General features: G+C 69.4%; 25 protein-coding genes, 2 pseudogenes and 1 riboswitch. Of the genes and pseudogenes, 17 read left to right on the top strand and 10 right to left on the bottom strand.

The window, feature by feature from the left end; genetic code table 11:
• Positions 1-57: 57 nt before the first annotated feature.
• Positions 58-1842: a phosphomethylpyrimidine synthase ThiC gene (gene thiC, locus ACGFT1_RS10645; RefSeq protein WP_373908629.1), complete on the bottom strand. Its 1785-nt coding sequence runs from the start codon at positions 1840-1842 to the stop codon at positions 58-60.
• A riboswitch (TPP riboswitch) is annotated at positions 1835-2011 on the bottom strand. It overlaps the preceding gene by 8 nt.
• Before the next feature lie 80 nt (positions 2012-2091).
• Here thiC and ACGFT1_RS10640 point away from each other — a divergent pair.
• Positions 2092-3528: a YibE/F family protein gene (locus tag ACGFT1_RS10640; protein WP_373908764.1), complete on the top strand. Its 1437-nt coding sequence runs from the start codon at positions 2092-2094 to the stop codon at positions 3526-3528.
• Positions 3529-3632: 104 nt separating this feature from the next.
• On the opposite strand, the gene ACGFT1_RS10635 is transcribed toward ACGFT1_RS10640, so the two are convergent.
• The 4 genes from ACGFT1_RS10635 to ACGFT1_RS10620 all read right to left on the bottom strand — a co-directional run bounded on the left by ACGFT1_RS10635 (position 3633) and on the right by ACGFT1_RS10620 (position 5913).
• Positions 3633-4070, bottom strand: a complete 438-nt coding sequence (locus tag ACGFT1_RS10635) for an SsgA family sporulation/cell division regulator (protein WP_356819159.1) — start codon at positions 4068-4070, stop codon at positions 3633-3635.
• Positions 4071-4169: 99 nt separating this feature from the next.
• Entirely contained in the window at positions 4170-5054 is an 885-nt protein-coding gene (locus ACGFT1_RS10630; protein ID WP_373908628.1) for an IclR family transcriptional regulator, read from the bottom strand.
• Between the two features lie 196 nt (positions 5055-5250).
• On the bottom strand, positions 5251-5463 hold the full coding sequence (locus tag ACGFT1_RS10625) for a DUF5326 family protein (protein ID WP_373908627.1): 213 nt from the start codon (positions 5461-5463) through the stop codon (positions 5251-5253).
• Positions 5464-5595: 132 nt separating this feature from the next.
• Entirely contained in the window at positions 5596-5913 is a 318-nt protein-coding gene (locus tag ACGFT1_RS10620; protein WP_373908626.1) for a cupin domain-containing protein, read from the bottom strand.
• A 68-nt stretch (positions 5914-5981) separates the two neighbouring features.
• Between ACGFT1_RS10620 and ACGFT1_RS10615 the strand changes: the two genes are divergently transcribed.
• The 6 genes from ACGFT1_RS10615 (at position 5982) to ACGFT1_RS10590 (ending at position 10917) form a co-directional block, all read left to right on the top strand.
• Complete coding sequence (locus ACGFT1_RS10615; RefSeq protein ID WP_373908625.1) at positions 5982-6359, top strand: phage holin family protein; 378 nt, start codon at positions 5982-5984, stop codon at positions 6357-6359.
• A gap of 7 nt (positions 6360-6366) precedes the next feature.
• Complete coding sequence (locus ACGFT1_RS10610; RefSeq protein ID WP_373908624.1) at positions 6367-6858, top strand: low molecular weight protein-tyrosine-phosphatase; 492 nt, start codon at positions 6367-6369, stop codon at positions 6856-6858.
• Entirely contained in the window at positions 6855-8003 is a 1149-nt protein-coding gene (locus ACGFT1_RS10605) for a cystathionine gamma-lyase (RefSeq protein WP_373908623.1), read from the top strand. The genes ACGFT1_RS10610 and ACGFT1_RS10605 overlap by 4 nt, the downstream gene beginning before the upstream one ends.
• Before the next feature lie 228 nt (positions 8004-8231).
• Entirely contained in the window at positions 8232-9137 is a 906-nt protein-coding gene (locus tag ACGFT1_RS10600; protein ID WP_373908622.1) for a LysR family transcriptional regulator, read from the top strand.
• Positions 9138-9225: 88 nt separating this feature from the next.
• The gene (locus ACGFT1_RS10595; protein ID WP_356819146.1) at positions 9226-9708 is read left to right on the top strand and encodes an NUDIX hydrolase; all 483 of its coding nucleotides are present in this window, start codon (positions 9226-9228) and stop codon (positions 9706-9708) included.
• Between the two features lie 342 nt (positions 9709-10050).
• Positions 10051-10917, top strand: coding sequence for a GNAT family N-acetyltransferase (locus ACGFT1_RS10590; RefSeq protein WP_373908621.1), 867 nt, complete (start codon positions 10051-10053; stop codon positions 10915-10917).
• 72 nt (positions 10918-10989) lie between these two features.
• On the opposite strand, the gene ACGFT1_RS10585 is transcribed toward ACGFT1_RS10590, so the two are convergent.
• Together ACGFT1_RS10585 and ACGFT1_RS10580 are read right to left on the bottom strand one after the other, a co-directional pair.
• Positions 10990-11409 carry a heme-binding protein gene (locus ACGFT1_RS10585; RefSeq protein WP_373908620.1) on the bottom strand — a complete coding sequence of 140 codons (420 nt, stop codon included), beginning with the start codon at positions 11407-11409 and terminating at the stop codon, positions 10990-10992.
• An 86-nt stretch (positions 11410-11495) separates the two neighbouring features.
• Positions 11496-12704, bottom strand: coding sequence for an MFS transporter (locus ACGFT1_RS10580; protein WP_373908619.1), 1209 nt, complete (start codon positions 12702-12704; stop codon positions 11496-11498).
• 142 nt (positions 12705-12846) lie between these two features.
• On the opposite strand from ACGFT1_RS10580, the gene ACGFT1_RS10575 reads away from it, so the two are divergent.
• Positions 12847-13305, top strand: a complete 459-nt coding sequence (locus ACGFT1_RS10575) for a MarR family winged helix-turn-helix transcriptional regulator (protein WP_373908618.1) — start codon at positions 12847-12849, stop codon at positions 13303-13305.
• A 9-nt stretch (positions 13306-13314) separates the two neighbouring features.
• Positions 13315-13767, top strand: a complete 453-nt coding sequence (locus ACGFT1_RS10570) for an N-acetyltransferase family protein (RefSeq protein WP_373908617.1) — start codon at positions 13315-13317, stop codon at positions 13765-13767.
• Between the two features lie 82 nt (positions 13768-13849).
• Here the strand turns inward: ACGFT1_RS10570 and ACGFT1_RS10565 are convergent, their stop codons facing one another.
• Positions 13850-15235: a serine hydrolase domain-containing protein gene (locus ACGFT1_RS10565; RefSeq protein WP_373908616.1), complete on the bottom strand. Its 1386-nt coding sequence runs from the start codon at positions 15233-15235 to the stop codon at positions 13850-13852.
• A 356-nt stretch (positions 15236-15591) separates the two neighbouring features.
• Here ACGFT1_RS10565 and ACGFT1_RS10560 point away from each other — a divergent pair, with 356 nt between their 5' ends.
• From ACGFT1_RS10560 to ACGFT1_RS10545, 4 genes are all read left to right on the top strand, one after another.
• A complete protein-coding gene (locus ACGFT1_RS10560) occupies positions 15592-16905 on the top strand; it encodes a phosphatase PAP2 family protein (protein WP_373908615.1) in 1314 nt (437 codons plus the stop codon).
• A gap of 178 nt (positions 16906-17083) precedes the next feature.
• Positions 17084-17836 carry a dienelactone hydrolase family protein gene (locus ACGFT1_RS10555; RefSeq protein WP_373908614.1) on the top strand — a complete coding sequence of 251 codons (753 nt, stop codon included), beginning with the start codon at positions 17084-17086 and terminating at the stop codon, positions 17834-17836.
• A 117-nt stretch (positions 17837-17953) separates the two neighbouring features.
• Positions 17954-18172, top strand: coding sequence for a hypothetical protein (locus ACGFT1_RS10550; protein ID WP_373908613.1), 219 nt, complete (start codon positions 17954-17956; stop codon positions 18170-18172).
• Positions 18133-18330, top strand: a complete 198-nt coding sequence (locus ACGFT1_RS10545) for a hypothetical protein (RefSeq protein ID WP_373908612.1) — start codon at positions 18133-18135, stop codon at positions 18328-18330. Before ACGFT1_RS10550 ends, ACGFT1_RS10545 begins: the two co-directional genes overlap by 40 nt.
• Positions 18331-18364: 34 nt before the next feature.
• Here ACGFT1_RS10545 and ACGFT1_RS10540 read toward each other — a convergent pair whose 3' ends face one another.
• Positions 18365-18961 (bottom strand): TetR/AcrR family transcriptional regulator, encoded by a 597-nt coding sequence (locus ACGFT1_RS10540; RefSeq protein WP_373908763.1) that lies wholly within the window; start codon positions 18959-18961, stop codon positions 18365-18367.
• A gap of 122 nt (positions 18962-19083) precedes the next feature.
• Between ACGFT1_RS10540 and ACGFT1_RS10535 the strand changes: the two genes are divergently transcribed.
• Positions 19084-20289 (top strand): FAD-dependent oxidoreductase, encoded by a 1206-nt coding sequence (locus ACGFT1_RS10535; RefSeq protein ID WP_373908611.1) that lies wholly within the window; start codon positions 19084-19086, stop codon positions 20287-20289.
• 258 nt (positions 20290-20547) lie between these two features.
• Here ACGFT1_RS10535 and ACGFT1_RS10530 read toward each other — a convergent pair.
• Positions 20548-20676 (bottom strand): annotated as a pseudogene (locus ACGFT1_RS10530) (IS5/IS1182 family transposase); the annotation flags it as partial.
• 151 nt (positions 20677-20827) lie between these two features.
• Between ACGFT1_RS10530 and ACGFT1_RS10525 the strand changes: the two are divergent.
• From ACGFT1_RS10525 to ACGFT1_RS10515, 3 genes and pseudogenes are all read left to right on the top strand, one after another.
• Positions 20828-21363 (top strand): annotated as a pseudogene (locus ACGFT1_RS10525) (aminoglycoside phosphotransferase family protein); the annotation flags it as partial.
• 130 nt (positions 21364-21493) lie between these two features.
• Positions 21494-22303 (top strand): SDR family oxidoreductase, encoded by an 810-nt coding sequence (locus tag ACGFT1_RS10520; RefSeq protein ID WP_373908610.1) that lies wholly within the window; start codon positions 21494-21496, stop codon positions 22301-22303.
• 37 nt (positions 22304-22340) lie between these two features.
• On the top strand, positions 22341-23225 hold the full coding sequence (locus tag ACGFT1_RS10515; protein WP_373908762.1) for a helix-turn-helix transcriptional regulator: 885 nt from the start codon (positions 22341-22343) through the stop codon (positions 23223-23225).
• Positions 23226-23521: the final 296 nt, after the last annotated feature.

Raw genomic sequence — 23521 nt, 5'->3', positions numbered from 1 at the left:
CGCCGCGTCGGCCGCCCCCGCAAGGGCCCGGCCGGCGCGGCGAGTTCAGCGCGCCTTTCAGTCGACGACCGGCAGGTACACCCGGTTGCCCGCCGCCGCGAACTCCTGTGACTTCTGGGCCATGCCCTGCTCGATCTCGGCCCGGTCGCCACCGTGCTCGCGCCGGATGTCCTGCGAGATCTTCATGCTGCAGAACTTCGGCCCGCACATGGAACAGAAGTGGGCCGTCTTGGCGGGTTCCGCGGGCAGGGTCTCGTCGTGGAACTCCCGTGCCGTGTCCGGGTCCAGGGCGAGGTTGAACTGGTCCTCCCACCGGAACTCGAAACGGGCGTCCGACAGCGCGTCGTCCCACTCCTGAGCGCCCGGGTGCCCCTTGGCCAGGTCGGCCGCGTGCGCGGCGATCTTGTAGGTGATGACACCGGTCTTGACGTCGTCCCGGTTGGGCAGGCCCAGGTGCTCCTTGGGCGTGACGTAGCAGAGCATCGCCGTGCCCCACCAGGCGATCATCGCGGCACCGATGCCGGAGGTGATGTGGTCGTACGCCGGCGCGATGTCCGTGGTCAGCGGGCCGAGCGTATAGAACGGAGCTTCATCACAGATCTCCTGCTGAAGGTCGATGTTCTCCTTGATCTTGTGCATCGGGACGTGCCCGGGGCCCTCGATCATCGTCTGTACCTGGAAACGCCTGGCGACACGGTTGAGTTCCCCGAGCGTCCTCAGTTCGGCGAACTGCGCCTCGTCGTTGGCGTCCGCGATCGAGCCGGGCCTGAGCCCGTCGCCCAGCGAGTACGTGACGTCGTAAGTGGCGAGGATCTCGCACAGCTCTTCGAAGTTCTCGTACAGGAACGACTCCTTGTGGTGCGCCAGGCACCACGCGGCCATGATCGAACCGCCGCGCGAGACGATGCCCGTCTTGCGGTTGGCGGTGAGCGGGACGTACGGCAGCCGGACGCCCGCGTGGACGGTCATGTAGTCCACGCCCTGCTCGGCCTGCTCGATGACGGTGTCCTTGTAGATCTCCCAGGTCAGTTCCTCGGCCCGGCCGTCGACCTTCTCCAGGGCCTGGTAGAGCGGCACCGTGCCGATGGGGACGGGGGAGTTGCGCAGCACCCACTCACGGGTGGTGTGGATGTTGCGGCCGGTCGAGAGGTCCATGACCGTGTCGGCGCCCCAGCGGGTCGCCCAGGTCATCTTCTCGACCTCCTCCTCGATGGAGGACGTCACCGCGGAGTTGCCGATGTTGGCGTTCACCTTCACCAGGAACCGCTTGCCGATGATCATCGGCTCGATCTCCGGGTGGTTGACGTTGGCCGGCAGCACGGCCCGGCCCGCCGCGATCTCCTCGCGGACCACCTCGGGAGAGACGTTCTCCCGGATGGCCACGAACTCCATCTCCGGCGTGATCTCGCCCCGTCGGGCATACGCGAGCTGCGTCACCGGCCGCCCGCTCCGGCCCCGCCGCGGCTGGCGCGGGCGCCCGGGGAAGACCGCGTCCAGGTTGCGCAGCCCGCCGCGTGGCGAGGTGTGCCGGAGCCCGTCGTCCTCGGGACGGACGGGACGACCCGCGTACTCCTCGGTGTCACCGCGGGCGACGATCCAGTTCTCCCGCAGCGGTGACAGCCCCCTGCGGACGTCCGTGTCGGCGAGCGGATCGGTGTACGGCCCCGACGTGTCGTACAGCGTGACCGACTCCCCGTTGGTGAGGTGCACCTGACGGACCGGCACGCGCAGGTCGGGGCGCGACCCCTCGACGTACGCCTTGTGCCAGCCGATGGACTTCCCGGCCTCGTCGGACTTCTCGTCCCGAACGGAGGCAGGCGTGCGTGCGTCCTTGTTGGTCATCGGACCTACTCCCTACGCCGGCATTACCCGGTAACAGGTTCGGCGGTCGACGCAGCGATGTCCGTGTGCCGATGTCCTGCGTGAGACCTGCTGGTTCCACGTGAAACATCGCGTCTACGGAGGTCAGCGCCCTCTCAGCCCGGTGCTCCGAGCTCCCGCGTGTGCAAAGGTGCCTCCACGCTAGCGGCATGGGGGGCGCGGTGAACAGTGGGCCCCCACCGTTCTTGCGATGATCGGGCGGTGACCAGGATGGAGCAGTACCCCCATCAGCCGCCCGATCCGCCCAGCCGGGACGGTGAGGGACAGGACAACGCGCTTGGCCGCCGAACCGGTGCGGGCGGGCACCACGGTCACGGACACGGCCACGGAAGCGGTGCGGGCGGGCACCACGGTCACGGACACGGCCACGGCCCCGCCGCGCCGGTCTCCCAGCATCTGCGGAAGGTGATCGCGGCGATCCTGATTCCTTTCACCGTGGCGGTCGTCGTCGGTCTCGCGGTGCTCTGGCCCGGCGGAGCCCCGTCCCACTCGCGCACCGGCGTCGGATTCGACCGGCAGACCCAGCAGGCCACGGTCATCCGGGTCACCGAGGTCAGCTGTGCATCGGTGAACGCATCGAGCGGCGCCCCGGCCGGCGCCCCCTCCGCCACCGGCGGCGCCCCCGCGAAACAGGAGGTCGGGAAGACCTGCAAGAAGGCGACCGTCCGCGTCGACACCGGCGAGGACACAGGCCGTGTGTTCACCGAGATCGTGCAGCCGGACCAGACGCGGCAGTTGCACCGGGACGAGAAGGTAGTCGTCGCCTACGAGCCTTCGGCACCGAAGAACCTCCAGTACTCGGTGACCGATGTGAACCGGACGTTGCCCATGGCGTTGCTCGCGGGGATCTTCGCCGTGGCCGTCGTCGTGGTCGGCCGGCTGCGCGGTCTCATGGCCCTGGTCGCCCTGGCGGTGAGCTTCCTCGTGCTGACCCTGTTCATCCTGCCCGCCATCCTCCAGGGCTCCGATCCGCTGGTCGTGGCCGTGGTGGGAGCGAGCGCCATCATGCTGATCGCGCTGTACATGTGCCATGGCCTCTCCGCCCGTACGTCGGTGGCGGTGCTCGGCACGCTGATCTCCCTGTCACTGATCGGCTTGCTCGGCTCACTGTTCATCGGCTGGTCCGCGCTGACCGGCAACACGGATGACAACACCGGTCTGATCCACGGCCTGTATCCGTCGATCGACATGAGTGGTCTGCTGCTGGCCGGTGTCATCATCGGCTCGCTCGGCGTCCTGGACGACGTGACGGTGACGCAGACGTCGGCGGTCTGGGAGCTGCACGAGGCGAACCCGGCGATGGGCTGGCGGGGGCTGTACCGGGCGGCCATCCGTATCGGCCGCGATCACATCGCCTCCGTGGTCAACACCCTGGTACTCGCCTACGCCGGCGCCGCGCTGCCGCTACTGCTGCTGTTCTCGATCGCGCAGAGCAGCGTGGGGACCGTGGCCGACAGCGAACTGGTGGCTGAGGAGATCGTGCGCACGCTGGTCGGCTCGATCGGCCTGGTCGCCTCGGTGCCGGTCACCACCGTGCTGGCCGCGCTGGTGGTCTCGGCCGACCGGCCGGGAGCGGCTGCCCCGGCTCCGGGCGGGGGGCGTCCCGCACCGGCGCGCGGCGGCCGGGGCCGGCGCCGGAAGCGGTGAACGCGGGGGCGGGTGGGGCGCTGGTGCCTTCCACCGGTTGCAGAAGCGTTCCTGCACGGACGCCGACGAGATGACGGTGCGTCGGCGCCTCGTACCGTGACGCTTCAGCCGGCGCTCTGTTCCTCGGCCAGGATGCGGTCCAGCGCCTCGTCGAGATGAGCGTCGAAGTCCGCCAGCGCACCCTCCTGACCGAGCGGCACGAGCTTGTCCGTCCGGTCGAGGAAGGCCACCAGCGGCGGCGCGGACGAACGGAACAGCGCTTGGTCCCCGCCCACCTGAAGCCGGATCAGCACTTCGCCCAGCACCTCGGAATCGGCGGGAGCAATGCGCACATCACCCTCCCCGCAGGGCCGCCCGACCCCGTCGATCAGCAGCTCGCGCCCGAAGGCCCAGGTCACCGGGGCGTCGCCGGGGAGGTGAAAGGTGAGCCGCACCGCGTACGGATCACAGGTCTCGTAACGCAACTCCACCGGGATGCGGAAGGAGAGCTCCTCCGACACGAGAAAGCTCATCATGACTTCTGCCTGTACGGACTCGCGCATCGCCTACCCCGTCATATGACATCGACTGGCCGGGATTGATCCCTCTAGCCATGGGCAAATCTTGCTGAAAGTATGCGATAGATCACAAGGAGTAAGTTTTCACATGCTGATAGAGAGCGTGAGCGAGCCGACATGCCGCCCGATCTCCGCCTGGAGCCGGCGGGCGGCGGGCAGCAGCCGGTCGGCCCGCTGGGCGGGCAGGGAGATGGCCATGGTGGCCGCGGTCGTGCCGACCGTGATGGGGACCGCCGCGCAGACCGTCCCGAGCGCGTACTCCTGACGCTCCACCGTCAGCTCCATGCGCCGGGTGCGGGCCAGTCGCCGCAGCAGCGCGCCGTGGTCCCGCACGGTGTACGGCGTGAGGGGCTCGGCCGGGTAACGGGCGAGGTGGTCGCGCCGGGCGTCCTCGTCCAGCTGGGACAGCAGGCACTGTCCGATGGCGTGGGCGTGGCCGGTCTCGCGGAAGTCGGCCCACTCCTCCACTGCGGGCGCCTCGCGGGAGTCGGAGACGCACATCACGTCGATCTCGCCGTCCCGGTACATCGCGTAGTACACCGGTACACCGATCGAATCACGCCAGTGCGCGAGCGTGTTCGCCACCGAGCTGCGACGCTTCTGCTGTGCTCCGCTGCTCGCGAGCCGCGCGGCGGCATCACCGAGGAAGAACAGTCCCTTCTCGCGGTACAGATAGCCCTCGTGCACGAGGGTGCGCAGCAGGTGGTACGTCGTGGGCAGCGCTAGGCCCGTCTCCCGGGCGAGCTGTTTGGCGGGGGCGCCGTAGGGCCGGGCGGCGACGGCCTCGAGCAGGCGCATGGCGCGCTGGACGGATCCGATGAGCGTCGCGCCGGCCGGCGGTCCCGGGGCGGCGGCCGAGGGCCGGCCGGGGACGGCCAGGGGGGCCGGTCGCTGAAGGGGCGGCGCGCACGAGCGCGGTGGGACGGGGGGTGCGCCGGGTTCTGCCGGTGCGGTGTCGACCGTGGCCAAGGGGTACTCCCGTAGCGCGAGGGGCAGCCCGTGCGGGGAAGAGCACGGAGGGGGGTCTGCGCCACCCACGGGGCCGGATCCCGTGGGGAGTTCCGGACTCTAACCGTCGGCCACCGCGTGCAGACGGCTCCTGCGGAAACTTCCCTCCCCCGAGGGAACCGTCGGCCCCGTCACCGGCCGTCGGGCCCCCTCGGTCTCACCAGTCGCTGCGCGACGAGGAGCTCGCCGCGAACTTGCGCACGACGTAGATCAGTCCGCCCACCAGGGCGACGAAGACCAGCGCCTTGAACAGCAGGCCGATCACGAACCCGACGACGGTCGCTATCAGGCCGCCGAACACGACCAGGGCGATGACCGGCACCGCGACCCACTTCACCCACCACGGCATACCCGCGAAAATCTCCCGCATCGTCCTCGTCCTTCGTGTTTCGTGCGCTGTTGATGTCCTGCACCCGATGCTAGGGCCGCGAAGGGGCCGCACGGGGACCACGCACCCCTTGTCCTCCCCTGATCCGTCCCCTAGGGAGTCCGGGATCCGGGCTCACGCCTCGGGCGGAGAGAACACGACGAGAACCCTGAGGTCCTCGCTGATGTGGTGGAACCTGTGCGGCACCCCGGCCGGCACGTACACGATGCTGCCCCGCGCCACCTCCGTCGTCTCGGGACCGACCGTGATCGACGCCCGGCCGCTGACGACGAAGTACACCTCGTCCTGGTGGTGGGGCTTCTGCGGGTCGCGCTCACCCGCGTCGAGGGCGTACAGGCCGACCGACATGTTCCGCTCGCGCAGGAACTGGAGGTAGGCACCCTCGTGGGCGGCGCGCTCCGCCTCCAGTTCGTCCAGCCGGAATGACTTCATCGCCGTCGCCTTCGCTCACTGTTCACGGGCCCTGCTCGCCGACCGCAAGGTCTGCCACGATCAGACACATGAAGAATTTCGTAGTCAAGACGATCGCCAACGCGGGCGCCCTGGCGGTCGCCGTGTGGCTGCTCGACAAGATCACCCTCACGGGTGACAACACCGCCGAGAAGGCCGGCACGCTGATCGTCGTCGCGCTGATCTTCGGTCTGGTGAACTGGCTGGTCAAGCCGGTTGTGAAGCTGCTCACCCTGCCGCTGTTCATCCTGACCCTCGGCCTGATCACCCTGGTCGTCAACGCGCTGATGCTGCTGCTGACCTCCTGGCTGTGCGGCAAGCTCGACCTGAGCTTCCACGTGCAGGGCTTCTGGGCGGCCGTGCTCGGCGGCCTGATCATCTCGCTCGTCTCCTGGGCGCTGCACGTCGTCCTGCCCGACGAGGACTGAGTCCGCCATGACCTACCGCGTCTGCTTCGTGTGCACCGGCAACATCTGCCGCTCCCCGATGGCCGAGTCCGTCTTCCGCGCGCGCGTGGCGGAGGCCGGGCTCGAGGGTCTGGTGGTGGTCGACAGCGCCGGCACCGACGGCTGGCACGAGGGCGAGCACGCCGACCCGCGCACCGTCTCGGTCCTGGAGGAGCACGGTTACGGCGGCGAGCACGTCGCCCGTCGGTTCGAGCCGTCGTGGTTCGCCCGTCTCGACCTCGTGATCGCCCTCGACTCCGGTCACCTCGGGACCCTGCGCCGCCTGGCGCCGACCGGGGCGGAGGCGCGCAAGGTGCGCCTGCTCCGCTCGTACGATCCCGCCGCCGGCGACGACCTCGACGTACCCGATCCGTACTACGGACACCGGGACGGCTTCGAGCGGTGTCTTGAAATGGTGGAGGCGGCGAGCACGGGGCTGCTCGCCGCCGTACGAGAAGAGCTGGAGGGACGGGCCGCATGAGCGACGCCACGAAGGACGAAGACCGTACCGGGGACGGCACGCGCGCGGTGCGGGCCGGGCTGCCCGAGCCGGTCAAGCACGAGCCGACCTTGCCCGGCCCGGTGTTCGCGGCCCACTTCCATCTGCCGGGCGAGGTGACGGGACCGTACGCGTACGGCCGTGACGACAATCCGACCTGGACGCTGCTGGAGCGCGCGGTCGGTGAGCTGGAGGCGCCCGGGCGGGAGGATGTCGAGACCCTGGTGTTCGCCTCCGGCATGGCGGCGATCTCCGCAGTGCTGTTCTCCCAGTTGCGCGCGGGCGACGCGGTCGTGCTGCCGTCCGACGGCTACCAGGTGCTGCCGCTGGTGGGCGCCCAGCTGGAGGCGTACGGCGTCGAGGTGCGCACCGCGCCGACCGGCGGCGACGCGCAGCTGGACGTGCTCGACGGCGCCCGGCTGCTGTGGATCGAGTCCCCGTCGAATCCGGGGCTCGACGTCTGCGACATCCGGCGGCTCGCGGAGGCGGCACACGCGCGTGGCGCTCTGGTGGCCGTCGACAACACCCTCGCCACCCCGCTCGGGCAGCGCCCGCTGGAACTGGGCGCCGATTTCTCCGTGGCCAGCGGCACCAAGCAGCTGACCGGCCACGGTGATGTCCTGCTGGGCTACGTCACCGGCCGGGACTCCCAGGCGATGGCCGCCGTACGCCGCTGGCGCAAGATCGTCGGGGCCATCTCGGGGCCGATGGAGGCCTGGCTCGCGCACCGGTCCATCGCCACGCTCCAGATGCGTGTCGACCGGCAGAACGCCACCGCGCTCGCCGTCGCCGAGGCCCTGCGGCAGCGGCCCGAGATCTCCGGCCTGCGCTACCCGGGGCTGCCCGACGACCCCTCGCACAAGATAGCCGCGCAGCAGATGCGCCGTTACGGCTGTGTCGTCTCCTTCACGCTGCCCACGCGCGCGCGTGCCGAGCGTTTCCTCCAAGCCCTGCGCCTGGTGGAGGACGCGACCAGCTTCGGCGGGGTGCGGTCCACGGCCGAGCGCCGCCGCCGCTGGGGCGGGGACGCGGTCCCGGACGGCTTCATCCGGATGTCCGTCGGCGCCGAGGACCCCGAGGACCTCGTGGCCGACGTCCTGCGCGCTTTGGACGAGTCCGCGGACTGAGCCGGGGAGCCCGGGCCTGGGGCGGCATGCCGAGCAGGCCTTGATGACGGTCCGAGCCTCCCCCCCTCGTGGCTCGGACCGTCTGCGGTTCCGCTCGAGAAGAGCCGCGTGAATAAGGCTAGTTGACTCTGCGTCAGTGTCCAATCACGCTAGCGACAGGAGCCTATCGACATATTTATAGTTGGTGCCTGCCCGGGGGCCGGAGAGGCAGGTACAGGGAGGCATGCCATGGATCTGGCCCTGCTGCGGACCTTCGTCACCGTGCACCGGGCCGGTTCCTTCACTCGCGCCGCCGCCCTGCTCGGCCTCTCCCAGCCCGCTGTCACCTCGCAGATCCGCACGCTCGAACGGCAACTGGGCAGACCCCTCTTCCTTCGCCAGGCACGCGGCGTCATCCCGACGACCATCGGTGACGAACTCGCGCACAAGGCCGCACCGCATCTCGACGCCCTGGTGGAGATAGCCGAGAGCGGCTTGGACGAGGAGTCCTCGCCGCGGACGCTGCACCTGGCCGGACCCCCGGAGTTCACCGCCGAACGTGCCCTGCCCGCCCTCACGGGGCTGACCGGCGAGGACGGCCGCCCTCTGGCACTGCGCGCCTCCTTCGGCACCGCCGAGGAGGTGCTGGAGGGACTGGCCTCCGGCCACCACGACCTGGCCATCAGCACGGCCCGGCCACGGGGCGCCCTGCTCAGCGCCACTCCGCTCTGCGACGAGGAGCACGTCCTGGTCGCCGCGCCGCACTGGGCCGACCGCATCGGCTCGGAAACGCTGCGGCTGAAAGGCGCGCCGGCCCTCGATCACCTGCCCGTCGTCGAGGTCCACGAGTCGCTGCCGTTCGTCGCACGCTACTGGGCCTCCGTCTTCGACTCCCGCCCAACCGCCTCGGGCACGGTCGTCGTCCCCGATCTGCGAGCCGTCCTCTCCTGCGCGATCGCGGGAGCCGGGCTGGCGGTGCTGCCCCGCTATCTGTGTGCTCCGGCCCTCCGCCAGGGCACCATCGTCGCCCTGCACGATCCGGCGGTCCCACCGCTGCGCACGTACTTCCTGGTGGTACGCACCGGCACCCTCGCCCTGCCCCTTGTAGCCCGGGCTTACGAGTGGCTCCAGCGTGCCGCCACGATCTGGTACTGACGCCGGACGGCCGGGCATGCACGCGCTGCGGTCATGTCGTGGCGCTTTGCGATGTTTCACGCGGAACCAGCGGGGCCACATTCCTCCCATGACCGTCCGACCCGTGGTCAAGCGCACCGCCCGTGCCGTTCTCCTGGACGGTGACGACCTGATCCTCATCAAGCGCACCAAACCCGGTGTCGATCCCTACTGGGTCACCCCTGGTGGCGGAGTCGAGCCCGGGGACTCAACCGTCGTGGACGCCCTGCACCGCGAGGTGTACGAGGAACTCGGCGCCAAGATCGCCGATGTCGTGCCGTGCTTCGTGGACACCGTCGAGCACATCGGCGAGGACAGCAGCACGACCGGCGTGAAGGTACAGCACTTCTTCGTCTGCCGACTGGAGTCCATGGACCCCTCGCTGCGTCACGGCCCCGAAGTGGAGGAGCCGGCCGGGGAGTACGAGATCGTCCGCGTCCCGTTCACCCGCGTCGGCATCGCCTCCGTCCACCTCGTCCCGCTGTCCCTGCGTCACTACCTCGACGGCAACATCGAGGGGGTGCGCGCCATGCACGCCCCCGACCTCGGCTGACACGGTCAGTCCGCGGTGACGAGCCGCTCCTCCACCGCGTCGTGCCGTATGCGGCTCGGCGGGATTCCGGCGTCCCGCAGCGCGTCGGTGCCACTGGGGATCATCCCGGGCGGCCCCGCAGGCTGCTTCCCCCGAACAAGGCGCCGTCCACCGCGCGGTCCGCCCATGCCCCGTCGAACAGGAAGACGGTGATGACGTAAGGCTCGTTGGCTGTCTATGTTTCACGTGAAACACCTGCAGCTGTCCCCGTGCTGTCCACAAGACCACGAGATGGCCAAAAGCACGTGCGTCCGCATCGAAACGGGTGGACGGCGAGGGTCCCGGTCGGACAGCCTGACCTGCGTGCCGACTCCTCCGCTCGCCGCTCTGCCCATCCGCCGCCTGACGCTTCGCGACCTCACCGCGTGCGCCGATCTGTCCGAAGACCGGGGGTGGCCCCGCGAGGAACACAAGTGGGGTTTCCTGCTCACGGCCGGGAAGGGCCTGGGCATCGACGACCCCGCGGGCGGCCTCGTCGCCGCGTGCGTGGTCACGGAGTACGGCCCGTGGGGGCAGCCGGATCTCGGCGCGGTCGGCATGGTCCTGGTGGCCGGACGCCACGCCCGCCGGGGCGTCGGCCGCCGCTTGATGCAGCACGTCATGTCGGCCATGGGAGCCACACCACTGACCCTGCACGCCACGCCCTGCGGCCGCCCCCTGTACGAGGAGCTGGGCTTCAAGGTGACGGGCCGGGCGGAGATGCTCACGGGCGGCTTCGTTCCGGGCGGGACCGAGCCGAGGATCCCCACCCGTGCCGCCACGGCGGACGATCTCCAGGCGATCCTGCGTCTCGACGAGGAGGTGTTCGGCACCGACCGCACACCCCTCATCACCCGGCTGCCCGCCTTCGCCGATCAGCTGCGCGTGGCCGAGGAGGGTGGCCGGCTCATCGGTTACACGGCCGCATGGCCCAACATGGACACTCACGTCATCGGTCCGCTGGTCGCCCGGGACACCGAGACCGCCCAGGCGCTCATCGCCTCGCTGGCGGCCCGCACGGACCGTCCGCTGCGCACCGACATCGACGTGCGCCACGAAGAGCTGCTGGCGTGGGCGAAGTCACGTGGGCTGGCCTCTGTGGCCTTCAACGCCGTGATGACCTACGGCATCACGGATCTCCCGGGGGACTGGACCCGGCGGTTCGCGCCACTGACGGTGGCCGCGGGCTGAACCACCGTACGACGCACGTGGGCCCCGCCGCTCGAAGCGGGGGGGCCCGCGTCATTCACTACGGCCGGGTGCTCAGCCGAGTGCCTCCACCGCCGCGGTGGCGAAGCCGTGGTCCTGCTCCGGTGCGCCGCCTCCGACACCGATGGCGCCGATCAGCCGGCCGTCCCGGTGGACGGGGACACCGCCGGCTATGAACAGCAGGGGCCGGTCCAGCGCCGTGGGCAGCGTGTGGAAGAGGCCGCCGGGCTGGACGGCATCGACGAGGCCGGCGGTGGGCGCGTTCAGCTGGAGCGCCGTGTAGGCCTTGCGGGTGCTGGTCTCACCGGAGATCAGCACGGCCCGGTCGTCCCGGCGGAAGGCGAGCAGGTTGCCCCCGGCGTCCAGGACGGTGACGCTGACGGGGACTCCGGCGTCCTCGGCCACTCGGCGGGCCGTGCCGATGAGCAGCTCGGCGTCCTCAATGGTCAGCGGGGCGACGGCGGTGGTGCTCATGGAACTGTCTCCTTGGTGGTGCTGAGGTGGATGTCTGCCGTACCGGGGGCACGCCCCGGTAACGGGTGTCCGATTTGCCGGACGGCTCAGTGATGAACGGACGTCCGCTGCCCGGAGGCGGTGCCGGAGGCGACCGCGGTGGTGCGTGCGCCGTCTCGACGCTCCAGGGCGGCCGAGAGGACGGCGAGGACCAGAGCGGCGGTGGCGAGGACGGCGCCGACCCAGTTGGGGGCCGTATAGCCGAAGCCGGCCGCGATCACGAGACCGCCGAGCCAGGCGGACAGGGCGTTGCCCAGGTTGAAGGCGCCGATGTTCACCGCCGACGCGAGCGTCGGGGCGCCGTGGGCCTGGTCGAGGACGCGCTTCTGCAGCGGCGGCACGGTGGCGAAGCCGAGGGCGCCGATCAGCGCGATGGTCACCGCAGCCGCGACCTTGTTGTGGGCGGTGAACGTGAAGAGAGCGAGGACGACGGCCAGGGCGCCCAGCGAGACGTACAGCATCGGCATGAGGGCGCGGTCGGCGAACCTGCCGCCGAGGAGGTTGCCGCCGACCATGCCCAGGCCGAAGAGGACCAGCAGCCAGGTGACCGAGCCGTCGGCGAAGCCGGTGACGTGGGTCATCATCGGCGCGATGTAGGTGATGGCCGCGAAGACACCGCCGAAGCCGAGAACGGTCATCGCCATGGCGAGCAGGACCTGGGTGTTCTTGAAGGCGGCCAGCTCGTGCCGCAGCTGGACGCCGTGCGGGCGCGGCAGGTCCGGCACGAGTTTGGCTATGCCGGCGAGACCGATGACGCCGAGGGCGGCGACGATGCCGAAGGTGGCACGCCAGCCGGCGGTCTGTCCGACGAGTGTGCCCAGCGGGACGCCGACGACGTTGGCCACGGTGAGACCGGTGAACATCATGGCGATGGCGCCGGCCTTCTTGTGCGGCGCGACCAGCTCGGCGGCCACGACGGAGCCGATGCCGAAGAAGGCGCCGTGGGCGAGCGAGGCGACCACGCGTCCGATCAGCATGACGGAGAAGGCCGGGGCCACGGCGGAGAGGAGGTTGCCGGCGATGAACAGGCCCATCAGCAGCATCAGCATCCGCTTGCGCGGGACCTTGGTGCCGAGGACGGTCATCAATGGGGCACCGACGACCACGCCGAGCGCGTAGCCCGTCACGAGCAGTCCCGCCGTGGGGATGGAGACCCCGAAGTCGCCCGCGACCTCGGGCAGCAAGCCCATGATCACGAACTCGGTCGTTCCGATTCCGAAGGCCCCGATCGCGAGGGCCAGAAGCGCGAGAGGCATGGGGGGACACCTTCCCAGACGATTGCAGGAGCGCTTTGCGTTCGTCCACAATAGTTGCACACGCGGGTTACTTGCAAACGCCGTATGTTGCGTACGTGCCCTATCCTGGTGGTGCAGCAGCTCCGGGACGGAGGAAACGCCCATGACAGCGACGGACCCCGCGCTCACCGCGCTCGCCCAGGGGTGGTGCGCCCTTTCTGCGCTGCACGGAAGGATCGAGGCGCACATCGAGCGCGCTCTACAGGCCGGACACGACCTGAGCGTGCGCGAGTACTCCCTGCTCGACGTGCTCAGCCGGCAGCACGACGGCGAGGGCGGGCACCTCCAGATGAAGCAGGTCGCCGACGCGGTCGTGCTCAGCCAGAGCGCCACCACCCGCCTGGTGACCCGGCTGGAGGACCGCGGCCTGCTGGAGCGGTACCTGTGCCCCACCGACCGGCGCGGCATCTACGCCAACGTCACTCCAGCGGGCCTGCGCCTGCTGGGCGAGGCGCGGCCCACCAATGACGCCGCCCTGCGCGAGGCCCTGGACGAGGCCTCCAAGAACGCCGAACTGGCGCCGCTGGTCCGCGCGGTGGAGTCCCTTAACGTGCCCGCATAGGGTGCGGGCATGGGAGATCTTGACATACGGGACGCGACCGCCGGTGACCTCCCGGCGATCGTCGCCATGCTCGCCGACGATCCGCTGGGCGCTCAGCGTGAGTCCCCCGACGATCTGACGCCGTACCGGGCCGCACTGGAGCGGCTCGACGCCGACCCGAACCAGCACCTCGTCGTGGCGGTGCGCGAAGACCGTGTGATCGGGACCCTCCAGCTCACGATCATCCCTGGCCTCTCGCACAAGGGAGCCACCCGCGCGCTCATCGAAGCGGTACGCATCCACGCCGACGAGCGCGGCAGCGGGCTGGGCAGCCTGCTGATCGAGTGGGCGATCGACACGTCCCGGCGGCTCGGTTGCCAGTTGGTGCAGCTGACGTCCGACAAGTCGCGCACCGACGCCCACCGCTTCTATGAGCGGCTGGGCTTCGCCGCGTCGCACGAGGGCTTCAAACTGCGCCTCTGACCGCCTTACCGGCCGGACGCGAGGGCCGGAAATCGAGCAAGGGGGTGTGTTTCACGTGAAACACACCCCTCGGACCCCAGGGCTAGCCGATGCCCCGCCAGCCTTCCGCGTCGACCCCGCCGGGCACGGGTGCCGCAGGATCGTACGGCTGCCGTGTGAACACGAACGAGCCGAGATCGAGGTGGCTCAGAGTTCCGTCGGGACGCCGTACCGGCCGCAGCAGTTCACCGGCGTAGTAGCCCTCCACGCCAGTCCACGTGCCGTCGCCGTTCGCGCGGAAGCGGGCACGACGGCCGCCACCGGTCAGCGGTGCCAGCAAGAGAGGACCGTCGGCGGTCGCCCGCAGGGCGAAGGCATGCGTGCCCCAGTACCACTGCCCCGCCAGCTCCAGCACCGCCGGATCCACCTCCCGCAGGGGCCGCCAGGGCTCGGGGATCCGCGGCTCCGCCTCGGCGACGATCCGGACGAGGTCGGCGCCCACCGCACCCAGCAGCGGTCCGCTGGTGCAATTGGCGAGGAGCACCGCGGCCACGTCGTCCTCCACGCTGAGGGTGAGGTTCGCCAGGAATCCCGGCAGGGAACCGGAGTGCCCGACCAGGAGCCGGCCGTCGCGACGCTGGATCTGCATCCCCAGGCCGTAGGTGGCCCCGTCCATCACGTCCGCGGCCTCGATGGGTGCCGCGGGGGTGCGCATCTCCCGTACCGACTCCGCCCTTAGGACCCGGTCGTCCCCCCGGGCCAAGAAGGCGGCGAACCTCGCCAGGTCCCCCGTGGTCGACCAGAGCTGGCCGGCCGGGGCCATCCGGCCCAGGTCCTCCAGCGGCTCGGGCAGCAGGGCGTCGGCCCACGGGTGCACCGCCCAGCCACCCGCATGCGGGGCCCGCGGCCGCGCGCTCGTCCGGTGCAGGCCCAGTGGCTCCAGGACCTCGTCATGCAGCACCTTCTCCCAGGAAGCACCGCGCAGCTCCTCCACCAGGGCGCCGAGCACCGTGTAACCGGGGTTGGAGTAGTGGAACCGCCGGCCGACGGGGTGCAGCAGGGGCTGGTCACCGAGCACATCGCTCAGCGCGGGCCGCAGCGCACCGGGGGTGCGCTCCCACCACGGCGCGGGTGATTCGGCCGCCAACCCCGCGGTGTGCGCGAGCAGCTCCGCGATCGTGGCCTCCCCCACGCCGGTGCCGGGCAGATGCCTCTCCAGCGGATCACCGAGGTCGAGCACGCCCTCGTCGCGCAGCCGCATCACCAGCACGGCGGTGAAGATTTTGGTGAGGGAGCCGATCCGGTACTGCACGGTCTCGTCCGGCCCGTGCCCGTCCACGGAGGTCCGCGCCCCGTGCCACACGGCCTGTCCGTTCCGTACGACGGCGGCAACGAGCGAGGGAGCCCGCCCCTCGGCCTGTGCGACAGCGATCCGGTGCAGCAAGGCACGTCGGGTGCCGGGGAGCAGTGCTTCCTGAGATGTCGTCATGGGCACAGTCCACCGGTTGCGGCGCCGGACGTCGAATGTGGACCTGTGCGGCGCGGGCATGGCCTCGGGACGCACGGACCGAAAAGGGGGGCTGTACCGGCGGGGGCGGACAGTGCCATGGTCATCTCCGGCGCGTTGAGCCAATGAGCGCCGGAGCGACCGGCCTTCACCGGATCGACCAACGAAACCCGCTCGCACCACTCCGATAACATGTTCTAACTTACGACGATCGCTCCCATCACCTGCCCTTACCGGAAAACCATGCCAGCCAGCACGATGAGTGACCTATTCCACCAACCCCTATCAAATCGGCCGGACCATTGATACTTATGGCATCGCGGGTATTGTCACGAATAATGCGCGGAATTAAATCTTCTGCGTGGCGCCGTCCACGGCCCCTCCTGTGGGCCACAGCGGGCGTGGTGGCCCTCGTGTTCCTCATCGCGCTGGAGATCGCCGCTCGTCGCTACGGCCTGCCGGGGCCGATCACCAACCAGGTGAAAGAAGTCGTCGTCGTCCCGAAATCGGGGCCCCTGCTGTACGCCAGCATGGGCTTGATGATGGTCGTACTCACCTGGCGACAACGGTTGATCGCCGCTGGTGTCGCGATCGGCATCGACGTCGTCTTCCTGCTGGTGCGCTGGGCGGCCGACGCCAAGCTGGGCTTCGGCAACGGCGCGCTGTGGGTGGTCCTGGGCTACGCGGTCATCGCTGTCACGCGCCGCACCGGACGGGAACGTGTCCTGCTGCTGAAGGGCGTCGGGCTGGGCCTGCTACTGGTGGCAGGCCGCAAGACCGGTGACACCTGGCTGCTCATCACGTCGAAGACCCGGCCGACGGTGCTCGACCAGTACGTGGCGACCGCCGATCACGCGCTGGGCAACCCGTCCTGGGTGGCAGGCCGGATCGTCAGGGCCACCGGCCCGATCGGCGACCATGTCCTCGACTACGTCTACATCCAGCTCGCGGTGGCCGCGGTCGTCGTCGCGCTCTACCAGCTGCGCAACGTGGCGGCCGAGCGCCGATTCCCGCGCCATCATCTGGTGCGCACCTTCCTGGTGATCGGCCTCCTGGGGCCCGGCATCTACATGCTCTTCCCCGTGGTCGGACCCATCTTCGCCTACGGCGCGGACGGCGGGCACTGGGCGGTGGCCGACCAATGGCCGCACACACCGCCGGTCATGGCGACCCCGCACGACATGGCGTTCGACGCGATCACCCCGCGCAACTGCATGCCGAGCCTGCACACCGCGTGGGCTACCGCGATCTTCATACATTCCCGCAAGGGCCCGCGGCTTCTGCGCTTCGCCGGCACCTTCTGGCTGATCGCCACACTCGGCGCCACCCTGGGTTTCGGCTACCACTACGGCACGGACATCATCGCCGGCGTGGTGTTCACCCTCACGATCGAGGCGGCGCTGCGTTCGCTCGAACGCGGCTGGGACCGGTCGGGAATCCAGCTGGTCGCTTACGGCACGACGGTCTTCGCCGCTCTGCTGGTGTCCTACCGCTATCTGCCGGTGCAGATGGCCGGGCATCCGTCGGTGTTCGGGCCACTCCTCGTTCTGGCGATGGTCTCGGTGATCTATGCCTACGTACGGACCACCAGGCCGTGGGAACCGAAGACCGCACCGGTCCCCCAACCGGCACCCCAGCCGGAACTGGTCTGAGACCCGAGACGAGTCCGAGGGCTGCCACGCGAACGCCGCTGCCAGGCGGACACCCGCCTGGCGGCTATGGCCACTCAGGCCATGTGCCGCCGCGAGGTACGCGGGTCCGCACCCGCGGTGTTCTGCCGACAGTGAAGACCGGTCCGACCGGGCTCGGCGATCACTACAGTCCGGTCTCATGGCGACGGTCACCACGCGCACGGTCGAGTACCCTGCCGACGGCCTGACGATGATCGGGCACCTCGCACTCCCCGCCGGTGTCGGCCGCCGGCCCGCGGTGCTGCTCGGACCGGAGGGCCCGGGGCTCAGCGACGTCGAACGCCGCCGGGCCGACGCGCTCGCCGAGCTGGGATACGTAGCGCTGGCCTTCGACCTCCACGGTGGGCGCTACTTGAGCGACCCCGAGGAGATGCTGGCCCGGTGCATGCCGCTGCTGGCCGACCCCGACCGGATGCGGGGAATCGGCCACGCGGCGCTCGACGTGCTGCGCGCCGAACCGCGGACCGACCCCGACCGGATCGCCGCTATCGGCTACGGCACCGGGGGCGCCATCGGCCTGGAACTCGGGCGCGACGGCGTCGACCTGCGCGCCATCGGTACGGTCAACGCGCTGACCACGGGCCGACCGGGCGAGGCGGCGCGCATCCGCTGCCCGGTGTGGGCCGGGGTCGGGTCGGAGGACCCCATCATGCCGCCCGCACAACGCGACGCGTTCGCCGCCGAGATGCAGGCCGCGGCCGTCGACTGGCGCCTCGTGGTCTACGGCGGGGCGTTGCACGCCTTCCACCACCCGCCCGTCGACCAGGCCGTGGTCCCCGGTGTCCGCTACCACCCGCGACACGCGAAGCGGGCCTGGCGCGACATCATCGGCCTGCTCGCCGAGTGCCTGCCCGTGACGGAGCGCGCCGGAGCCTCGGGACCGTCGTCGTGATGACGCGACAGCCGGGGAAAGGACACGGAGCCCGGGGCGCGGCATGAGCAGCGGCTGCAGGGGCTCGAACAGCGCTGCCAGTCGGTCTTCGGCCGCGCGGCACCTTGAGATGCGGCGATGATCGACCTCTACACCGGCTGGGACGCACGGTTCACCGCACTGATCGCCGCCTGCTACGACACGATCCCGCCCCGCTCGATCATCCCCCCCGGTCGGCCTGACCTGGCCGTCGGCACCGGGGTGACGCTGCTCGGCGATGCCGCCCACCTGATGCCGCCGGTGGGGCAGGGGTCAGCATGGTGCTACACGACAGCGCACTGCTCGGCCTCGGGCTGACCGGGCACCCGGACGACTTTCGCGCCGCCGGCAGAGAATGCGAACACGTGATGCTCGAACACACCAGCGCCACCGGCCGGCAGTCCGCGCATTTTCAGGAAATCCTGATGTCGCCGGACGCCGGCCGAAAAATGCTCGCGTTCTTCCCACCTGGCTGACGCAGCCGAATGCGACCCGGGGGCGGCAGGGCGGTCAAGTGCCCGTGTGTCCTCCGGATTCCTCTGCCGTGCCTGTCCATCCCTTGTCGAGGAGGGAGAAGATCCGGTCGAGGGCGGCCTCGGTGTCCTCCCGCCCCCGGACGAGGGTGACGGCATCGAGGGCGAAGTGGGCCAGTGCCTGGCAGCCGGCATCGTCGGCGGGCAGACCGGTGTCGGCGGCGATCGCGGCGGCCAAGGCGTTCTCGTGGCGCAGCCACATGCGGCGGGCGTACTCGCGCAGCACCGGAGTGGTGTCGATCAGGCGGAGGAATTCGGCGAAGCGGGGATCGTCGCGGACCCGCTGCGAACTCTCCTCGCGCAGCAACTGACGCAGCGCCTGCGGGATCGACCGGCCGACCGGGCGGTCGCGGACGGCGGCGACCAGCGCGGCCTCACGATCGGTGTCCTGGTCGAAGACCAGCGCGTCCTTGCCGTCGGGGAAGTGCTTGAACAGCGTGGTCACCGAGACATCGGCGGCCTCGGCGATCTCTCGCACGCCGACCGCGTCGTAGCCGCGCTCCAGGAACAGCCTCAGCGCCGCGTCCGCCAGAGCTTGGCGGGTGGCGGCCTTCTTGCGCTCACGGCGCCCCATGTCGGTCACGCCCCGACCCTAACAGAAACATTGATCCGGTCTTTTTGTGTATCGGTTGCACTTTCAGAGCGGCTACACCTACGGTGCATGAGATCAGAGAGCGCCACCGACAGGAGCGGACCATGACGACCACACCCCGAATCGCCATCATCGGCGGCGGGCCCGCCGGGCTGATGTGTGCCCGGATCCTGCAAGGACACGGCATCGCGCCGACGGTGTACGACGCCGATGCCGCCGCAGACTCCCGCGACGCGGGAGGAACGCTCGACCTGCACGCCGACTCCGGCCAGATCGCGTTGGAGGATGCCGGGCTGATGGACGCCTTCCTGGCGTCGGCCCGCGTCGAGGACCAAGCCAAGAGCCGCCGGGACCACCACGGCACGGTCCTGGGGGAGTTCCGCCCCGCCGCGGGCGACCGGGCAGCGCCCGAGATCGACCGCGGCCAACTACGGACCATGCTGCACGAGCACCTGTGGCCCGGCACGGTCCGCTGGGGACATGAACTCGTCAAGACGACACCACTCGGCACGGGGGTGCACCGCCTGGAGTTCGCCAACGGCGCCAGTGCGGAAGCGGACCTGGTGATCGGCGCCGATGGCACCTGGTCGAAGGTTCGCCGCCTGCTCACCGACGCGGTTCCGGAATACCTGGGGGTCTGTTTCCTCGACGTCCGATTCGACGCCGTGGACACCCGGCACCCCGAGATCGCCGAGATCGTCGGTGCCGGGCACATGTTCGCCAACGACTGCGACGGCCGCGCGGTCATAGTTCAGCGGAACGCCAACGGCGTGGTCCGCGGCTACGTGTCATTCCGTGCCGAGCTTGACTGGCACGTCAGGGCCGGCGTGGACCTCGCCGACCGCGACTCCGTCCGGTCCTGTCTGCTGCGGGAGTTCAGCGGCTGGTCCTCGGCCATGCGGCCGCTGCTCACCGACAACGACGGTGACTACGTACCGCGTTCCTTCTGGGCACTGCCCGCCCCGCTGACCTGGGACCGCGTCCCCGGGGTCACTCTGATCGGCGACTCCGCCCACGCCATGGCCCCCTTCGGTGGCCACGGCGCGAACCTCGCCCTGCTCGACGGCGCCGAACTCGCGCACGCCGTCAAGGAAGAGGCGAGCCTCGACAAGGCAGTCTCGCGCTACGAAGCGGCGATGTTCGCCCGATCCGGCGAACTCGCCGTGAGTTCGAACAACGCGCTCGAACGGTTCTTCGCCACCACGTCCCCGGACGCGCCGCACCTGCCCCCGGACCATGCGCGGGAGCACCGGGACTACGAGGCCAGGGCAGCGGAATACCGACGCCGGCAAGCTTCCACGCGAGCGTGAGGACATCGTGGACGATGCGGCCGCGAAGTGTCGCGTCCGCCGCCGTGCGTAGGGGTGGTGAGGGCGCGACAACCAGGCGCACGTCACAGGCCGATACGGCCGAAATCTGCGACTCCGCGAGTTGTAGGTTCCCATTACCTGATTCAGCGTCAACTCCTGTGACCTGCGGCTTTGCGCACCGTTCCAGCATCGTGTCAGTGCCGGATTCCCATGGTGCGTGTCATTTTCCTCGGCGCACGGGCCCAGAGGCGTCTGCGTGCGGGCGCCGGCCGCATGTAGGTGAGCGCGGACGATGGTGGAGTCGACCGAGATTCCCCAGTCGATCCCATCTGCCGCGTCGGCAGCGGCCTGGGCCTGCTGGAGCAGAAGCTCCCACGTTCCGTCCGCGGACAAAAAATCACACGGCCTGTGCAGGTCCTGCTTTGCGATGCTCATCGCCGGGTCCGGGTCTGGGCTCCGAATGATGTTCACGAAGACACCGGGGGCGTCGCTGTTGTCCCCAGACGTGTATGCGTACTCAAAGATGAGGGAGAACGGTATGGAGCCATTAGAACTCCGCCGAGCAGTTGCGGCAGGACGGGCAACCGCATCCGAGCCGTGCCTTCAGGTCGACGATGCCATCGTCATCCACAACTCGGACCGCGTCGCGCTGCGCCTGGTCCTTGCGATGTTCTCGCTCGGGTCGCGCCTTCGGGGCATCTGGCTGGTTCCGAGTTCGAAGTGGAGGTTGCTCACCGTCTCGCCGACGTCGACGCACCGGTGGCTGAGCTCGATCCTCGGGTCGAGCCCCGAGTCTATGTGCGTGACGCCTTCGCCATCTCGCTCTGGACCTACTACGAATCTGTGGGATCAGAGATCGCGCCGACCGACTATGCAGACGTGCTCACGCGGCACCATGCCGCCCTGCGCCAGATCGATCTGGACTCACCGCATCTCACCGATCGAGTCGCCGCGGCGCTGAGAGAGGTGAACGACCGGGAGCAGTCCCCCGAGCTACCTGATTCTGACCGGGAACTCCTCAGTGAGTCAGCGCGCCAGGCAAGGGGGGCTCTCACAGTACCTGTATCACCAGGGTCTCCCAGACGTCCCAAACGCCTGTCAACATGGACACGCACTGCAGCTTTACCCCCATCAGTTCAATTCAGCTGCCCCGAATGCGCGACCGTGTCGGCGCATTGTTCCACGACAGAAGGGACGGAAACCAATGGCGGACAACCAATTCACCACTCACACAGAAATTTTCGATCTGAGTGGGAAGTACGCCCTTGTCACTGGCGGTACCAAGGGCATTGGGATGATGATAGCGCGCGGCCTTCTCCAGGCGGGCGCCCGCGTCGTCATCAGCTCACGCAACGCAGACACATGCGCGGAGGCACAGCATCTACTGTCCAAATTTGGCGACGTTCAAGCAATCCCCGCCGACCTGTCCAGGCACGACGAGTGTCAGCGCCTCGCTGATCTTGTCAAGGCCGAATCGGAACGCCTGGACATCCTTGTCAACAACGCGGGAGCAATGTGGCTGGAGCCGCTAGCGACGTTCCCGGACGAGGCCTGGGACACAGTGATCGACCTCAACCTCAAGTCACCGTTCTGGCTGGTGCAGGCGCTGCTCCCCGCACTTCGCAGGGCGGGCACCGCCGATGATCCCGCGCGGATCATCAACATCGGCAGTATCGCCGGCGGCATCCACGTCGCCCAGTCGCCCAACTACTCGTACGCCAGCAGCAAGGCGGCACTCCATCAACTCACCAGAGTGCTTGCCAGAGAGCTGGGCCCACAGCACGTCACGGTGAACGCGGTAGCACCGGGAGTGTTCCCGTCGCAGATGACGGCGTCCACGCTCGATGCCGTCGGCGACACGATCGCGGCGGCGGCCCCTCTGCGCCGGCTCGGCCACGACGACGACATGGCGGGTATCGCCGTGTTTCTCGCCAGCCGGGCTGGGTCCTACCTCACGGGCACCATCATCCCGGTAGACGGCGGCATCGCGACGACCGCGACGGGTACTCCGTAGACTGCGTGGACGGGCTTATGGTGAGGGGATGGCCACGATGGATCCACGCGCCGAGATCCGGGAGTTTCTCAGCTCGCGTCGCGCCCGCATCGCACCCGAGCAGGCGGGCCTGCCCGCTTACGGCGGCAAGCGTCGGGTCAAAGGTCTGCGCCGCGAGGAGGTAGCGCTACTGGCGGGGGTATCGGTCGACTACTACGTGCGCATGGAGCGCGGCAGCCTCGCCGGTGCCTCCGATGGCGTGCTCGGCGCGTTGGCCTCTGCCTTGCAACTCGACGAGGCCGAGCGCGACCACCTGTTCCACCTCGCGCGCCAATCAAGGGCGCCCAGCGGCCCACGCCGGCGTAGGCCTGCCGTGACGGTGCGCTCGACGCTGCAGCAGGTGCTCGACGTGATCTCCGATGCGCCGGCCTGGATCGGTAACGGCCGTTATGACGTGCTTGCCATGAATCAACTCGCTCGCGCGCTGTATTCACCGGTGCTGGCCGACCCGCGACGGCCCGCGAACACAGCGCGGTTCGTCTATCTAAACCCTGAGGCGGCCAGAGATTTCTTTGTCGATTACGACCAAGTTGCCGGTGCCGTGGCCGCGAAGCTACGCATGGAAGCCGGCCGCAATCCGCACGACGAGGAGCTGATCGCCCTAGTCGGCGAACTGTCAACGTGCAGTGAGCTATTTCGGCAGCGATGGGCATCTCAGGACGTGCGGCTGCACCGGTCCGGCCGCAAGCGTGTGCGCCATCCGATCGTGGGCCAGCTCGACTTGGACGTCGAGCCCTTGGAACTGCCCGCCGAACCCGGCCTGCACCTCAACGTCTACACCGCGCCCGCGGGCACACCGACCGCTGACAATGTAGCGCTCCTGGCGTCGTGGGCGGCCACCCAACAGACGCTGGCGACCGAGCTCGAAGCACACAACGGATAGTCCAACCCCTTCAGCCGTACTAGCCTCGACCGGACAAGTCCTCATTCTGTCGCCGCATGGATCGCTGCGACTACGGCTTCGCCGGTCGGGGTCAATTTCATTGGCGACGCCGTGGTTGCGCGGATGAGGAGTGGGTGTCCGATCTCGCGACGCAGTCTTCCGACTCTCGTGATCAGGGCCGTGTGATGGGTTCGGCCCAAGCTCGATGCTTGCGACCTCGGAGAGTCGGTAGCCGCAGCGTTTGTGCCTTCTGCCGGGTTCTCCGCGCTGGCCTGGGAAGGCGCATGTTCCCGGCT

Source organism: Streptomyces sp. Y20 (assembly GCF_043195475.1).
Lineage (GTDB): Bacteria > Actinomycetota > Actinomycetes > Streptomycetales > Streptomycetaceae > Streptomyces.
Note: the sequence above shows the minus strand (reverse complement) of the source record. Positions and strands in the feature narration are given on the sequence as shown.

What these genes read in the sequence shown, in the direction of transcription:
- thiC (WP_373908629.1), bottom strand. Translation starts at nt 1,842, where the DNA reads ATGACCAACAAGGACGCACGCACGCCTGCCTCCGTTCGGGACGAGAAG.
- ACGFT1_RS10640 (WP_373908764.1), top strand. Translation starts at nt 2,092, where the DNA reads ATGGAGCAGTACCCCCATCAGCCGCCCGATCCGCCCAGCCGGGACGGT.
- ACGFT1_RS10635 (WP_356819159.1), bottom strand. Translation starts at nt 4,070, where the DNA reads ATGCGCGAGTCCGTACAGGCAGAAGTCATGATGAGCTTTCTCGTGTCG.
- ACGFT1_RS10625 (WP_373908627.1), bottom strand. Translation starts at nt 5,463, where the DNA reads ATGCGGGAGATTTTCGCGGGTATGCCGTGGTGGGTGAAGTGGGTCGCG.
- ACGFT1_RS10620 (WP_373908626.1), bottom strand. Translation starts at nt 5,913, where the DNA reads ATGAAGTCATTCCGGCTGGACGAACTGGAGGCGGAGCGCGCCGCCCAC.
- ACGFT1_RS10615 (WP_373908625.1), top strand. Translation starts at nt 5,982, where the DNA reads ATGAAGAATTTCGTAGTCAAGACGATCGCCAACGCGGGCGCCCTGGCG.
- ACGFT1_RS10610 (WP_373908624.1), top strand. Translation starts at nt 6,367, where the DNA reads ATGACCTACCGCGTCTGCTTCGTGTGCACCGGCAACATCTGCCGCTCC.
- ACGFT1_RS10605 (WP_373908623.1), top strand. Translation starts at nt 6,855, where the DNA reads ATGAGCGACGCCACGAAGGACGAAGACCGTACCGGGGACGGCACGCGC.
- ACGFT1_RS10600 (WP_373908622.1), top strand. Translation starts at nt 8,232, where the DNA reads ATGGATCTGGCCCTGCTGCGGACCTTCGTCACCGTGCACCGGGCCGGT.
- ACGFT1_RS10595 (WP_356819146.1), top strand. Translation starts at nt 9,226, where the DNA reads ATGACCGTCCGACCCGTGGTCAAGCGCACCGCCCGTGCCGTTCTCCTG.
- ACGFT1_RS10585 (WP_373908620.1), bottom strand. Translation starts at nt 11,409, where the DNA reads ATGAGCACCACCGCCGTCGCCCCGCTGACCATTGAGGACGCCGAGCTG.
- ACGFT1_RS10580 (WP_373908619.1), bottom strand. Translation starts at nt 12,704, where the DNA reads ATGCCTCTCGCGCTTCTGGCCCTCGCGATCGGGGCCTTCGGAATCGGA.
- ACGFT1_RS10575 (WP_373908618.1), top strand. Translation starts at nt 12,847, where the DNA reads ATGACAGCGACGGACCCCGCGCTCACCGCGCTCGCCCAGGGGTGGTGC.
- ACGFT1_RS10570 (WP_373908617.1), top strand. Translation starts at nt 13,315, where the DNA reads ATGGGAGATCTTGACATACGGGACGCGACCGCCGGTGACCTCCCGGCG.
- ACGFT1_RS10565 (WP_373908616.1), bottom strand. Translation starts at nt 15,235, where the DNA reads ATGACGACATCTCAGGAAGCACTGCTCCCCGGCACCCGACGTGCCTTG.
- ACGFT1_RS10560 (WP_373908615.1), top strand. Translation starts at nt 15,592, where the DNA reads ATGCGCGGAATTAAATCTTCTGCGTGGCGCCGTCCACGGCCCCTCCTG.
- ACGFT1_RS10555 (WP_373908614.1), top strand. Translation starts at nt 17,084, where the DNA reads ATGGCGACGGTCACCACGCGCACGGTCGAGTACCCTGCCGACGGCCTG.
- ACGFT1_RS10550 (WP_373908613.1), top strand. Translation starts at nt 17,954, where the DNA reads ATGATCGACCTCTACACCGGCTGGGACGCACGGTTCACCGCACTGATC.
- ACGFT1_RS10545 (WP_373908612.1), top strand. Translation starts at nt 18,133, where the DNA reads ATGGTGCTACACGACAGCGCACTGCTCGGCCTCGGGCTGACCGGGCAC.
- ACGFT1_RS10540 (WP_373908763.1), bottom strand. Translation starts at nt 18,961, where the DNA reads ATGGGGCGCCGTGAGCGCAAGAAGGCCGCCACCCGCCAAGCTCTGGCG.
- ACGFT1_RS10535 (WP_373908611.1), top strand. Translation starts at nt 19,084, where the DNA reads ATGACGACCACACCCCGAATCGCCATCATCGGCGGCGGGCCCGCCGGG.
- ACGFT1_RS10520 (WP_373908610.1), top strand. Translation starts at nt 21,494, where the DNA reads ATGGCGGACAACCAATTCACCACTCACACAGAAATTTTCGATCTGAGT.
- ACGFT1_RS10515 (WP_373908762.1), top strand. Translation starts at nt 22,341, where the DNA reads ATGGATCCACGCGCCGAGATCCGGGAGTTTCTCAGCTCGCGTCGCGCC.